This is a genomic window from Arthrobacter sp. Hb9-2, assembly GCF_059091165.1.
Genome location: NZ_JBNHGJ010000016.1, coordinates 39,843 through 53,787 on the forward strand (window position 1 = coordinate 39,843; position 13,945 = coordinate 53,787).

General features: G+C 62.7%; 11 protein-coding genes and 2 tRNA genes. 12 read left to right on the forward strand and 1 reads right to left on the reverse strand.

Going from position 1 to position 13,945, the window contains the following annotated elements; genetic code table 11:
• Positions 1–33 precede the first annotated feature (33 nt).
• Positions 34–171: a 50S ribosomal protein L34 gene (rpmH, locus tag AC5RV1_RS10880; protein ID WP_003800212.1), complete on the reverse strand. Its 138-nt coding sequence runs from the start codon at positions 169–171 to the stop codon at positions 34–36.
• 468 nt (positions 172–639) lie between these two features.
• On the opposite strand from rpmH, the gene dnaA reads away from it, so the two are divergent.
• From dnaA to AC5RV1_RS10940, 12 genes are all read left to right on the forward strand, one after another.
• Positions 640–2,061, forward strand: a complete 1,422-nt coding sequence (gene dnaA / locus AC5RV1_RS10885; protein ID WP_163164975.1) for a chromosomal replication initiator protein DnaA — start codon at positions 640–642, stop codon at positions 2,059–2,061.
• A gap of 522 nt (positions 2,062–2,583) precedes the next feature.
• Positions 2,584–3,708: a DNA polymerase III subunit beta gene (dnaN, locus tag AC5RV1_RS10890; RefSeq protein ID WP_493945570.1), complete on the forward strand. Its 1,125-nt coding sequence runs from the start codon at positions 2,584–2,586 to the stop codon at positions 3,706–3,708.
• Between the two features lie 73 nt (positions 3,709–3,781).
• Entirely contained in the window at positions 3,782–4,666 is an 885-nt protein-coding gene (gene gnd, locus AC5RV1_RS10895; protein ID WP_256247196.1) for a phosphogluconate dehydrogenase (NAD(+)-dependent, decarboxylating), read from the forward strand.
• Between the two features lie 44 nt (positions 4,667–4,710).
• Positions 4,711–5,913 (forward strand): DNA replication/repair protein RecF, encoded by a 1,203-nt coding sequence (gene recF / locus AC5RV1_RS10900; protein ID WP_493945571.1) that lies wholly within the window; start codon positions 4,711–4,713, stop codon positions 5,911–5,913.
• Positions 5,906–6,481: a DciA family protein gene (locus tag AC5RV1_RS10905; RefSeq protein WP_256247194.1), complete on the forward strand. Its 576-nt coding sequence runs from the start codon at positions 5,906–5,908 to the stop codon at positions 6,479–6,481. Before recF ends, AC5RV1_RS10905 begins: the two co-directional genes overlap by 8 nt.
• 383 nt (positions 6,482–6,864) lie before the next feature.
• Positions 6,865–8,955, forward strand: coding sequence for a DNA topoisomerase (ATP-hydrolyzing) subunit B (gyrB, locus tag AC5RV1_RS10910; RefSeq protein WP_493994527.1), 2,091 nt, complete (start codon positions 6,865–6,867; stop codon positions 8,953–8,955).
• A 55-nt stretch (positions 8,956–9,010) separates the two neighbouring features.
• Positions 9,011–11,689 carry a DNA gyrase subunit A gene (gyrA, locus tag AC5RV1_RS10915; protein ID WP_493994528.1) on the forward strand — a complete coding sequence of 893 codons (2,679 nt, stop codon included), beginning with the start codon at positions 9,011–9,013 and terminating at the stop codon, positions 11,687–11,689.
• Positions 11,682–12,389 (forward strand): DUF3566 domain-containing protein, encoded by a 708-nt coding sequence (locus AC5RV1_RS10920; RefSeq protein ID WP_493945573.1) that lies wholly within the window; start codon positions 11,682–11,684, stop codon positions 12,387–12,389. The genes gyrA and AC5RV1_RS10920 overlap by 8 nt, the downstream gene beginning before the upstream one ends.
• 97 nt (positions 12,390–12,486) lie before the next feature.
• Positions 12,487–12,560: transfer RNA gene (locus tag AC5RV1_RS10925), tRNA-Ile, on the forward strand.
• Positions 12,561–12,628: 68 nt separating this feature from the next.
• The gene (locus AC5RV1_RS10930; protein ID WP_493945574.1) at positions 12,629–12,745 is read left to right on the forward strand and encodes a DLW-39 family protein; all 117 of its coding nucleotides are present in this window, start codon (positions 12,629–12,631) and stop codon (positions 12,743–12,745) included.
• A gap of 72 nt (positions 12,746–12,817) precedes the next feature.
• A tRNA-Ala gene (locus AC5RV1_RS10935) sits at positions 12,818–12,893 on the forward strand.
• 77 nt (positions 12,894–12,970) lie between these two features.
• Positions 12,971–13,921, forward strand: coding sequence for a DMT family transporter (locus tag AC5RV1_RS10940; RefSeq protein WP_493994529.1), 951 nt, complete (start codon positions 12,971–12,973; stop codon positions 13,919–13,921).
• Positions 13,922–13,945: the final 24 nt, after the last annotated feature.

The window sequence follows — 13,945 nt, forward strand, 5'->3', positions numbered from 1 at the left end:
ACTCGCAAAGAAATGTCTACCGACGAGTCAGTATTAGGCCGACAGCTCGGTACGGCCCTTGCCACGACGGGCTGCCAGGATGGCGCGGCCGGCACGGGTACGCATACGAAGGCGGAAGCCGTGCTTCTTGGCTCGACGGCGGTTATTCGGCTGAAAAGTCCGCTTGCTCACGTTAGTTACTCCAGTGGATCAAAGGTGCGCCCACCCGATCAGTAAAGGGGAAGAACTGGCCGACGCTAAGTTTTGTATATGCACGCTTCCCCCGGCTGCCCAAACGCACTGCGTCTGGGAGATTCAGATGGGGCCAAAAAGCGGACACAAAGGACTTCACAACGTTAGGGCAATTTGAGCCCCTGAGTCAAACCGGAGCAGGGTGCAGGCGCTATCCACAGTTGTGGCCAAGTGACCCTTCCAGCCTGTGGATGAAGTGGCTCACAGGGCCACTTTTCAAACAACAACGGTGTAATTATCCACAAGCTTCTTGCCAGCTATCTTCTAGGCTTTTCATCCCCTAGAGTGGCCCAGTAGCCGATTATCCACGTGCTGTGCATAAACCTGTGGATGAAGCTGAACCCATCCTGGTTCAAGACTTGCGGCTGCAGGCAATGCAGGCAAAGCAAGTTTTGAGGGAACCGATTGATGACAGTAGACGAAGCCAACCACGCCAATACTGTCGGAAGTTCCTGGCGGCGGGTTGTCACCCTGCTGGAGCAGGACCACCGCGTCACACCGCGGCAGCGTGGCTTTGTCATTCTCGCCCAGGCGCAGGGCCTGATCGGCTCCACCCTGCTGGTTGCCGTTCCCAATGAGCTCACCCGGGAAGTGCTGCAAACCCAGGTCAAGGACGCGCTGGACGACGCACTGCACAACGTGTTTTCCGAAGACATCCGCTGTGCCATCGACGTGGACACCGATCTGGTGCCTGTCCACGAAGAGCCCGAACCCGTCGTAGAACCTTCCTTCTCGCCGGACCAGCTCATTGAGCAAAAGCCGCAGCCCATGCTGCCCAGCACGTCACACGAATTCGGCCGGCTGAATCCCAAGTACGTCTTCGATACCTTCGTGATCGGTTCCTCCAACCGCTTCGCCCATGCTGCTGCCGTCGCAGTGGCTGAAGCACCGGCGAAGGCTTACAACCCCCTGTTCATCTACGGCGACTCCGGCCTGGGAAAGACGCACCTGCTCCACGCAATCGGCCACTATGCCCGGCGGCTGTACAGCGGCATCCGCGTCCGTTACGTCAACTCGGAAGAATTCACCAACGACTTCATCAACTCCATCCGGGACGATGAGGGCGCCAGCTTCAAGACCACCTACCGCAACGTGGACGTCCTGCTGATCGACGACATTCAGTTCCTGGCGGGCAAGGACCGGACGCTGGAGGAGTTCTTCCACACCTTCAACTCGCTTCACAACAACAACAAACAGGTGGTCATCACCTCTGACCAGCCGCCCAAGCTACTCGCAGGCTTCGAAGACCGCATGAAGTCCCGGTTCGAGTGGGGCCTGCTGACGGACATTCAGCCGCCGGAACTCGAGACCCGAATTGCCATCCTTCGGAAGAAGGCCCTCAGCGAAGGCCTCTCCGCTCCGGATGACGCACTGGAGTACATCGCATCCAAGATTTCGAGCAACATCCGTGAACTCGAAGGCGCCCTGATCAGGGTTACTGCCTTCGCCAGCCTCAACCGGCAGCCCGTGGACGTTGCCCTGGCTGAGATGGTCCTCAAGGACCTCATTACCGACGACGGCGCCCAGGAAATTACATCGAGCCAGATCCTCACCCAGACAGCGGACTACTTCAAGCTCAGCATGGAGGAGCTCTGCAGCAAGTCCCGTACCAGGACCTTGGTCACCGCACGGCAGATCGCCATGTACCTGTGCCGGGAGCTGACTGACATGTCGCTTCCCAAGATCGGCCAGGAGCTCGGCGGCCGGGACCACACCACCGTGATCCACGCGGACCGGAAGATCCGCGAACTGATGGCCGAGCGCCGTGTGATCTACAACCAAGTGACAGAGCTGACCAACCGGATCAAGCAGCAGCAGCGCGATTCGTAGCGGCGCATCTATACCTTATTAACAGGTACATGTGGATAAGCCTGTGGATACTTAAGGGGACAACCGCGGTTAATGGGCTTAAAACCCTTAAGGCGCCTGTGGATTCGAAAAACCGCGAAAAATGTTGTCCCCATCCACACCCTGTTTAAAACCTGCTCCACCCACAGTCCATGAACAGGGCTTAACCGCCGGATCATGCGGGCGGAGGCAGTTATCCACAGTTTCCACAGCAGTTATTAACACTACTAATCCCAAAAATTTGAAGTCCCTCAAATAACAAGTCCGATCTCCAGCACCGCACGAAGGGTCCAGCGGCCCAAAGGGACCTGGCGCTGCCGGCTGGGGATGGGTTAATCGCTGATCTTCCGGCTAAGCTGTCAGCAGCGCTCCCATCCTTGGGTTTCTGCGTGGTCCAGGCAGCACGGACCATGCAAGTTCAGGTGCAGGGCAACTCCTTGGGAACTTCCTGCGGGAAGTTTCGTCGAACACCATCGCAGCAGCAATGAAAGGCGGCACCCTTCCGTGAAGTTCAGAGTCGATCGGGACGTCCTGGCAGAAGCCGTCACCTGGACAGCCCGCTCGTTGTCTCCGCGGCCGCCTGTTCCCGTCCTCTCCGGCCTCCTCTTGAAGGCTGAAGCAGGCACGGTCAGCCTTTCGAGCTTTGATTACGAGACCTCCGCGCGTCTCGAAATCGCAGCTGACATCCGGGACGAAGGCACCATCCTGGTATCGGGACGCCTCCTTGCGGACATTTGCCGCAGCCTCCCCTCGGCTCCCGTCGACGTCGAAACCGATGGCAACAAAGTCACCCTGACCTGCCGCCGAAGCAGCTTCCACCTGGCCACCATGCCCGAAGCCGAGTACCCGCCGCTTCCGGCACTGCCGGCCGTCAGCGGAACGGTTCCGGGCGACTCGTTTGCCCAGGCCGTTTCCCAGGTGATCATTGCTGCCAGCAAAGATGACACGCTGCCCATCCTTACTGGCGTTCGGATGGAGATCGAGGATGACCTCATCACACTCCTCGCCACGGACCGCTACCGCCTCGCCATGCGTGAAGTTCCGTGGAAGCCGGTCACGCCCGGAATCTCCACCAGCGCCCTGGTCAAGGCAAAAACGCTGAACGAGGTGGCCAAGACCCTCGGCAACAGCGGCGACATCCACCTTGCCCTTTCCGATGACGACAGCCGCCTGATCGGCTTTGAAAGCGGCGGCCGCACCACCACCTCGCTGCTGGTGGACGGTGATTACCCGAAGATCCGCTCGCTCTTCCCGGATTCAACCCCGATCCACGCGACCGTGCAGACGCAGGAACTCGTTGAGGCAGTACGCCGCGTGTCCCTGGTGGCAGAACGCAACACCCCTGTCCGCCTGGCCTTCACCCAAGGACTGCTGAACCTCGACGCTGGTACCGGCGAAGATGCCCAGGCTTCCGAAGAACTGGAAGCCCAACTCTCCGGTGAAGACATCACGGTGGCCTTCAATCCCCACTACCTGGTGGAAGGCCTGAGCGTGATTGAAACCAAGTTCGTTCGCTTCTCCTTCACCACGGCACCGAAGCCGGCCATGATCACCGCCCAGGCAGATGCCGACGGCGAGGACCAGGACGACTACCGTTACCTCGTGATGCCGGTCCGCCTCCCTAACTAATCCCCACCGCCACCCTCGCCTCGCAAGTCCCCATCGGCTCCCAACCTTCGCAAGCGCAGAAAGAGGTTCCACCGTGCATATTGGACTGATCGGCCTTGGCAAAATGGGATTCAACATGCGCGAACGCCTGCGCAAGGGCGGTGTGGAGGTCACCGGGTATGACCGCAATCCGGACGTCACCGACGCCGGCTCCATCGATGAACTCCTCACCGCTGTTCCAAGTCCGCGGCTGATTTGGGTGATGGTTCCCGCCGGTGACATCACGGACGCCGTCATCAGGGAGCTCAGTGAAAAGCTTGACGAGGGCGACCTCATCATTGACGGCGGCAACTCCCGCTTCACCGAAGACCAAAAGCACGGGGAACTCCTGGCCGCCAAGGGCATCCGCTTCGCGGACTGCGGGGTATCCGGTGGCGTATGGGGCCTGCAGAACGGTTACGGACTGATGGCCGGCGGCGACGCAGCCGACATCGAGCGGGCACTTCCGGTCTTTGACGCCCTGCGCCCGGAGGGGGAACGCGAGGACAGCTTTGTCCATGTAGGCGGGATCGGCGCAGGCCACTACGCCAAGATGGTGCACAACGGCATCGAGTACGGCCTGATGCAGGCCTACGCCGAGGGGTACCAGCTGCTCGCCTCCAAGGATATCATCACTGACCTGCCAGGCACTTTCCGGGCCTGGCAAAAGGGCACGGTGGTCCGTTCGTGGCTGCTGGACCTGCTGGTCAAGGCACTTGATGAGGATCCGGGCCTGCAAAACATCGACGATTACGTCGAGGACTCCGGTGAAGGCAGGTGGACTGTGGAAGAAGCCATTGCCAACGCGATTCCCGCGCCGGCCATCACAGCCGCGCTGTTCGCGCGCTTCGAGTCCCGCGAGGACAGTTCCCCGGCCATGAAGATGGTGTCCGCCCTGCGCCACCAGTTCGGCGGACACGCAACCCGTCCCGCCAAGTAGCCTCCACCGGGAACTGCGACGTTCCCAGAATTGCCGAAAACCGCGTGTACCTAGAACACCTTTCCCTGACTGACTTCCGCAGTTACGCGCAGGTCGACCTTGCCCTGGGCCCGGGTGTCACGGTTCTGGTGGGCTACAACGGCATCGGCAAGACCAACCTCATGGAGGCCATCGGATACCTGGCCACCATGAGCTCCCACCGGGTCAGTTCTGACGGGCCGCTTTTGCGCTTCGGTACTGACCGCGCGCTGGTCCGGGCCAGGCTGGTCCGCGGCGGACAGACCACCGTCCTGGAGCTGGAAATCAACGCGGGGCGGGCGAACCGCGGACGCATCAACCGCAGTAATCCGGTCCGTGCCCGCGATCTGCTGGGCATCTGCCAGACAGTGCTCTTTGCCCCGGAAGACCTGGCACTGGTCAAGGGCGACCCCTCAAACCGGCGCCGTTTCCTGGATGAGCTGCTCGCCAGCCTCATTCCGCACCACGCGGCCACGCGCAGCGATTACGACCGGGTGCTGAAACAACGCAACGCCCTGCTGAAATCCGCCCGCGCCGGGAAGTTCACATCCGCCCACGAGGCAACGCTGGACGTGTGGGACCAGCACATGGCCAAGGCCGGCGCTGAGCTGCTGTTCGCGCGGCTTGAACTGGTGGAGCGCCTCCGCCCCCACGTTGCCCGTGCCTATGCTGAGCTGACTGACGGGTCAAAGCCTGCTGACGCCGTCTACCGCGCCACCCTCCAGAACCAGATGGACGACGACGGCGCCCCCGTGGTGCGCACTGCCGGCACCAGTGCCGCAGGTACTTCGGACGACGTGGAAGACCTGCGCCAGCTGACGGTGGATCAGCTAACCGAACGGTACGTGCGTGCCTTTGCCGAAGCGCGCAAAAAAGAACTGGAACGGGGCATTTCCCTGGTAGGCCCGCACCGGGATGAACTGGAGCTGGTCCTGGGCCAGGCACCGGCGAAGGGGTATGCCTCCCACGGAGAAACCTGGTCCATGTGCTTGGCACTGCGGCTCGGTTCGTACTATGTGATGCTGGACGATGCCAGAACCGGAGGCTCAGCCCCCATCCTGATCCTCGACGACGTTTTTGCCGAGCTGGACGTCCAGCGCCGGCGTAAACTGGCGGCAATAGTCTCGGGTGCGGAACAGGTCCTGGTGACCGCCGCCGTCGACGCCGATATACCGGAAGAGCTGTCCGGACGGCGGGTGAAGGTCATCGCGGGAGGTATCGATGAATAGGGACGACGAAAGCGCCGGCGGCAAAGCCCCCCGCCACGACGCGGACGGCCGCACCCCGGACAACATCGACGCACCCCAGGCTGCACTGAACAGAATGCGCGAGGCTGCCGCCGCGCGGGGCGAAATCCGCCGTGCCGCGCCGCGCCCCGGATCCCAAAAGGCCAAAAAGGGCATCCGCGACACCCGCGGTTTCAGCCAGTTCCACGCTACCGGCCGCGATCCCCTGGGCCTCGGCAAAGTAGTGGGCCGCCTGGTGGCCGAACGTGGCTGGACCTCGCCTGTTGCAGTCGGGTCTGTCATGGCAGAGTGGGCCACGCTGGTGGGACCGGAAATTTCAGCCCACTGCACGCCCGAAAGCTTCACCGGCACCACCTTGCACGTCAGGTGCGATTCGACCGCCTGGGCCACACAGCTGCGGCTCCTCAGCATGAGCCTGCTGGAGAAATTCCGGGTGGAGCTCGGCGATGGAGTGGTCACCAGCATCCAGGTCTTGGGGCCCTCCGCGCCCAGCTGGCGCAAGGGCGGCAGGTCCGTCAACGGCCGGGGACCCCGGGACACCTACGGATAGCCCGCCGTCGAACTCTTGAAAATCCCCTGATTGGCGTGTAGCGCCCTGGAAGGGCCGGAGGGTGTATAGGCACCCGGAGACCGGACCATTGGAGCGCCCAAGGCGCGGTCTACGGCCTGCAAAGGGCACATCGACTGCCATCCACGCCCCTGGAATGCGGGGATACTGCCCGTTTCGCGGTAGAATCGTTGGAGATAACTGGGCGCGGGTTAAACGTTGACTGAGTCCGTTTTCCGCACGCTTCCAGCACGCGGACTTCGGATTCCGCCATCAGCTACTAACCGGCGCTATAAGTTTGTGCCTGTTGGCAGATGACTTTCCTGATGGAACCGAGGAAAAGAATCAGCCGGCCATCATCGAGAACAGAGGAGTCGACAGCACCTGTGGCTAACGACAATACAGATATTCTGGCAGCTGAGCCCGCAGTCGAGGATGCCCGCACGCCTGACACCCCGGGGGAAGCTGCCACTCCACGTGAGTACGGCGCCAGCGACATCACTGTCCTTGAAGGCCTCGAAGCAGTGCGGAAGCGCCCGGGCATGTACATCGGCTCCACCGGGCCCCGCGGACTCCACCACCTGGTCTACGAAGTGGTGGACAACTCCGTGGACGAGGCACTGGCCGGCTACTGCACCCATATTGAAGTAGTGCTCCAGGCCGACGGCGGCGTGAAGGTCGTAGACGACGGCCGTGGCATTCCAGTGGACATGCACCCCACCGAACACAAACCAACTGTCGAAGTGGTCATGACCATCCTGCACGCGGGCGGCAAGTTCGGCGGCGGCGGCTATGCCGTATCCGGCGGCCTGCACGGTGTAGGTATCTCCGTTGTTAACGCCCTCTCCAGCAGGGTGGACACCGAGGTCCGCCGCCAGGGCCACGTCTGGCGGATGTCATTCGCCGACGGCGGCAGGCCCCAGGGCAGCCTGGTGAAGGGTGAGGAAACCGACCTGACGGGAACCACCCAGACGTTCTACCCGGACGCCGAGATTTTCGAGACCACTGAGTTCGACTTCGAGACGCTGCGCGCCCGCTTCCAGCAGATGGCGTTCCTCAACAAGGGACTGCGCATCACGCTGACTGACGAACGCACCTCTGCCAGCGATAACGACGCCGACGCCGACCTTGACCTTGATGCTGTTGTCACGGAAGGCGAAGTAAGTGCCGAGCACCGCACTGTGGTTTACCAGTACGACGAAGGCCTGCTGGACTACGTCAAACACCTGAACTCCGGCAAGAAGGTGGAAGTGGTCCACGAGGACGTCATCGCCTTCGAGACCGAGGACAAAGAGCGGCGGATCGCCCTGGAGATGGCGATGCAGTGGACCAATGCCTACTCCGAAAGCGTCCACACCTATGCGAACACCATCAACACCCATGAGGGCGGTACGCACGAAGAGGGTTTCCGCGCTGCCATGACGTCCCTGATCAACCGCTATGCGCGCGAAAAGGGGATCATCAAGGAAAAGGACGACAACCTTACTGGTGATGACATCCGTGAGGGCCTCACCGCCGTCATTTCCGTCAAGCTTGCCGAGCCTCAGTTCGAAGGGCAGACCAAGACCAAGCTCGGCAACTCCGAGGTCAAGGGCTTCGTCCAGCGCGTTGTCACCGACGGACTCGGCGACTGGCTGGAACGCAATCCCGGCCCTGCCAGGGACGTGATCCGCAAGGCCATTTCGGCGGCACAGGCTCGCATGGCTGCCCGCAAGGCCAGGGACAACGCGCGCCGCAAGAGCCCCCTCGAATCCTTCGGCATGCCGGGCAAGCTGTCCGACTGCTCCTCAAAGGATCCGGAGAAGTGCGAGGTCTACATCGTGGAGGGTGACTCGGCAGGCGGTTCCGCCAAGCGTGGCCGGAACCCCGAAACCCAGGCCATCCTGCCGTTGCGCGGCAAGATCCTGAACGTGGAGCGCGCCCGCCTGGACAAGGCACTGGGCAACGCAGAGGTCCAGTCCATGATCACGGCGTTCGGCACCGGCATCGGTGAGGACTTCGACCTCTCGAAGCTGCGGTACCACAAGATCGTCCTGATGGCCGATGCCGATGTTGACGGCCAGCACATCACCACCCTGCTGATGACCCTGCTGTTCCGCTACATGCGCCCGCTGATCGAAAACGGCTACGTCTACCTGGCCCAGCCACCGCTGTACCGGATCAAGTGGTCCAACGCCGCCCACGACTACGTCTACAGCGACAGGGAGCGTGACGCGAAGCTGGTCGCCGGCCAGGCAGCCGGACGCCGCATCCCGAAAGACAACGGCATCCAGCGTTACAAGGGCCTTGGCGAGATGGACTACACCGAACTGTGGGACACCACCATGGATCCGGACCACCGCACCCTGCTGCAAGTCACTATGGATGACGCCCTCGCGGCGGACCAGATCTTCTCTGTATTGATGGGTGAGGACGTGGAATCACGCCGTAACTTCATTCAGCAGAACGCCAAGGACGTCAGGTTCCTGGATATCTAGGCGCACGTCCTTCGCATATTCCAGAGCTGACATATACCTGAAACGGAAATAGAAAATGAGCGACGAAACACCCGAGAACCCGGTCCCCGAGGCCGGGAACCCGGACACCGTTCTTGAAGGCGATGTGCTGGTGGACCGCGTGGAGCAGGTGGACCTGCAGACGGAAATGCAGCGGTCCTACCTGGACTACGCCATGGCCGTCATCGTGGGCCGTGCCCTTCCGGACGTCCGCGACGGCCTGAAGCCGGTTCACCGCCGCGTGCTTTACGCCATGTTCGACGGCGGCTACCGCCCCGAGCGCTCGTTCAACAAGTGCGCGCGTGTGGTGGGCGAGGTCATGGGCCAGTACCACCCTCACGGCGACACCGCGATCTACGATGCGTTGGTCCGCCTCATCCAGGACTGGACCATGCGCTACCCGCTGGCCCTCGGCCAAGGCAACTTCGGCTCACCCGGCAATGACGGTGCTGCTGCGCCCCGTTACACCGAGACGAAGATGGCGCCGCTCGCCATGGAAATGGTCCGGGATATCGACGAGGAAACGGTCGATTTCCAGGACAACTACGACGGCAAGAACCAGGAACCCACCATCCTGCCGGCCCGGTTCCCCAACCTCCTGGTCAACGGATCCTCAGGCATCGCCGTCGGCATGGCCACCAACATCCCGCCGCACAACCTCCGCGAAGTAGCCGACGGCGTGCAGTGGTACCTGGCCAACCCGGGAGCCAGCCGCGAAGAACTGCTGGAAGAACTCCTGCTGCGGGTCAAGGGCCCGGATTTCCCCACCGGTGCCACCATCCTTGGCCACAAGGGCATCGAGGATGCCTACCGGACCGGCCGCGGCTCCGTCACCATGCGGGCCGTGGTGAACGTGGAGGAGCTGCAGGGACGCACCTGCCTCGTGGTCACGGAACTGCCGTACCAGGCGAACCCGGACAACCTCGCCATTAAGATCGCCGAACTGGTCAAGGACGGCAAGATCCAGGGAATTGCCGACCTGCGCGATGAAACGTCCGGCCGGACCGGCCAGCGGCTGGTCATCGTCCTCAAGCGCGACGCCGTCCCGAAGGTGGTGCTGAACAACCTTTACAAGCACACCGAACTGCAGAGCAACTTCTCCGCCAACATGCTCGCCATTGTTGACGGCGTGCCCCGCACCCTGAGCCTGGACGCCTTCATCAGGCACTGGGTGACCCACCAGATGGATGTCATTGCCCGGCGCACCCGGTACCGGTTGCGCAAGGCCGAGGAAGAAGCCCACATCCTGCGGGCGCTCCTCAAAGCACTGGACATGCTCGATGAAGTCATCGCCCTTATTCGCGCTTCCAACACCACCGAAGCGGCGCGCGACGGCCTGATGGAACTGCTGGACATCGACGAGCTGCAGGCACGGGCCATCCTGGACATGCAGCTGCGCCGCCTGGCGGCTTTGGAACGTCAGAAGATCCAGGACCGCCACTCAGAGCTGGAAGCGCTGATCGCGGAGTACAACGAGATCCTTAGCTCCGAGCAGCGCCAGCGCGAAATCATCAGCACCGAGCTTGGCGAGATTGTGGCGAAGCACGGCGATGACCGGCGAACCAAAATCCTCATGGGCTACGACGGCGACATGTCCATGGAGGACCTCATCCCCGAAGAGGAGATGGTTGTCACCATCACCCGCGGCGGCTACGTCAAGCGGACCCGGAGCGACAACTACCGGTCCCAGCAGCGCGGTGGCAAGGGCATCAAAGGTGCCCAGCTCCGCGGCGATGACGTGGTGGAACACTTCTTCGTCACCACCACCCACCACTGGCTGCTGTTCTTCACCAACCTCGGCCGCGTGTACCGCGCCAAGGCGTACGAGCTAATGGAAGCCGGCCGCGACGCCAAGGGCCAGCACGTGGCAAACCTGATGGCGTTCCAGCCGGACGAGCACATCGCCCAGGTCCTGGACCTGAAGGACTACCAGCAGGCGCCGTACCTGGTTCTCGCCACCAAGCGGGGCCTGGTCAAGAAAACGCGGCTGGAGGACTATGACACCAACCGTTCCGCGGGCGTCATCGCGATCAACCTCCGCGATGGCGATGAACTCGTGTCCGCCCAGCTGGTTTCGGAAACCGATGACCTGCTGTTGGTGTCCCGCAAGGGCCAGTCCATCCGCTTCACGGCCACCGAAGACGCCCTTCGCCCCATGGGCCGGGCAACCTCCGGCGTCACCGGCATGAAGTTCCGCGAGGAGGACGAACTGCTCGCAGCCAACGTGGTGACCGACGGCTCGTTTGTGTTCATCGTCACGGACGGAGGCTACGCCAAGCGCACCGCGGTTGAGGAATACCGGCTGCAGGGACGCGGCGGCCTGGGCATTAAGGTAGCCAAGCTGGCCGAAGGACGCGGTGACCTGGTGGGGGCGTTGATCGTCCAGGAAGAGGACGAGGTCCTGGTGGTCATGGAAGGCGGCAAGGTTGTCCGTTCTTCGGTTGCCGGCGTCCCGGCCAAGGGACGCGACACCATGGGCGTCATCTTCGCCAAGCCGGACAAAAACGACCGGATCATAGAGGTGGCGCGCAACAGCGAACGCGGTCTTGAGGGCGAGGAATCGCTTGAGGATGACGTAACGTTGGCTGAAGATGGCGGTTCCCCGGAGGAAGCCGCAGAGTCAGCAGTGGCAGAAGAATCACCGGCCGTTGAGTCAGAGGACGCCTCGGGCGACGCTGAGCCGAACGAAGACAACACGGAGGTAACGAGTGAGTAATCCGGACTCATTTCCCAAGCCGAACACTTCTGTTCCCGAGGGAAGCCGGCCCTCGGCTGCGCCCCGCGTGAACGCTCCTGTTCGTCCCCAGCAGCGGCCGGCAGCTCCCGCAGCTGCCCCGGGCCAGCGCCCGTCTGTTCCCGGCCAGCGCCCTGCCCAGGGTGAGCGTCCGACGACGGGGCAGCCAGCCCCGCGCACGGCTCCGGGAAGTCCCGTGCAGGGGCAGCGCCCCGTGCAGGGCCAGCCGGGCCAGCGCCCCGCTCAAGGAGCTCCCGTACAGGGCCAGCGTCCTGCCGCGGGCACACCCGGATTGGTGAAGCCGGCACCAAAGGCCAAGGTCAGGCGTGCCCGGCTGCTGGTCAGCAAGGTGGATCCGTGGTCTGTGCTGAAGATGGCATTCCTGCTGTCAGTAGCGCTGGGAATCGTGACCGTGGTCGCAGCCATCGTCCTGTGGACCGTTCTGGACCTCACGGGGATCTTCGACCAGGTGGACAGCCTGCTGGGCACGCTCGCCGGCTCTGAGGGCGGCGGCTTCGAGCTGAAGAAGGTCGCCAGCCTCGGCCAGGTGGCATCATTCGCCACCATTATTGCCGTAGTGAACGTGGTCCTGCTGACCGCGCTCTCCATGCTGTCTGCCGTTCTGTACAACATCGCTGCCACCCTGGTGGGCGGCATTGGCGTCACCCTCACCGACGATTAGGTCCCTGCTTTCACCGGCCAGTTCCCGGTGAAAGCGCCCGATTTGAGATCGGGCCGGGATGTGCTGTAAAGTCATGTCTCGGCCCGATGAGGTATCGGGGCGTATAGCTCAGGCGGTTAGAGCGCTTCGCTGATAACGAAGAGGTCCCAGGTTCAAGTCCTGGTACGCCCACGGAACCTGTGCAGGTTCAAGTGGAGGTTTGGTTCGCATCACTGCGGCTGAACCGGAACGGGGAGCATGTGAAGAAGTTGCTTGTATTAGCAGCCGCAATCGCAGGCGTCCTGGTCTTCCGAAAAGCACAGGAATCCGAAGCCCGGAAAACTGTCTGGAGCAAGTCAACCGATACGGTTGACTAGGACAGGCGCCCGGTGCCGGGGCTGGTCAGCAGCCCTAAGGTTCTAGGGTATGATTGACGGGTTGCTTCTTATGGGGGCATGGCGCAATTGGTAGCGCACCTGCTTTGCAAGCAGGGGGTTCGGGGTTCGAGTCCCCGTGCCTCCACCATAAGGAAGTCCCGGTCAGCGGAAACGCTGGCCGGGACTTTTGCTTTTCCCCGTATTACCCGACATTAGGGTTGGACAGTGAACTTCTTTCTCGCGGCCCTGGGGGTGCTGGGCGTTGCGTCATCCGGTCCCCTGATAGCGGCAACGCTTGGGGCAACCAGCGTCAGCGCGCTGGCCATAGCCTTCTGGCGCAATGCCATTGGCGCCGCTGTCATGGCGGCGCCCACCCTCATTCGGGAGCCTGCCCAGTTCGGCAGGGTTACAAAGGTGGAGTTCCGCTGGTCCGTCCTGGCCGCCGTCGCGCTGGCCCTGCACTTTGCCTGCTTCATCACCTCACTGCAACTGACGTCCGTTGCCGCAGCCACAGCCCTGGTCTGCCTCCAGTCGGCGTGGATCGCCGTCTTCCAGCTCTTCAGGGGAACCAGGCACCGGTGGCAGGTACTGGCCGGACTGGGCATCGCGTTCGCCGGTGTGGTGGCCATTACCGGCTTCGACCTGGGCACGTCACCCGAAGCCCTGCTGGGGGACCTGCTGGCTGTGGCCGGCGGAGCCCTTGCCGGGCTATATACACTCGCCGGAGGCAAGGCGAGGCAGAGCATGACCACTGGGACCTACACCACGCTGTGCTACGGCATGTGCGCGGCGCTGGTGGCCGTGCTGGCCCTGCTGGGCGGCCAACCGCTGGTGGGCTTCGGGGCCGCGGGCTGGCTGGGCATCGCAGCCATTACGGTCTGCGCGCAGCTTATCGGGCACACGGCGTTCAACCACCTGCTGGCCACCATGAGTCCGCTTTTGGTGTCGATGATCATCCTGCTGGAGATCCCCGGGGCTGCCCTCCTCGCAGCGCTCTTCCTGCAGGAGGTGCTTCCCGCGGGTACGTACGCCGGACTCGCGCTCATCCTGGTGGGGCTCGCCGTCGTCGTCCTTGGGCAAAAGTCCGGAAAGGCAGGGCGGCGTAGCCGTGCGGCAGGAACAGGCAATGCTGATGGGCCGCCGGAGCGTCCCCTGGCGGAACTGGGGACGGACTGACCCTGTGCAGGTTCAGCTGCGGCA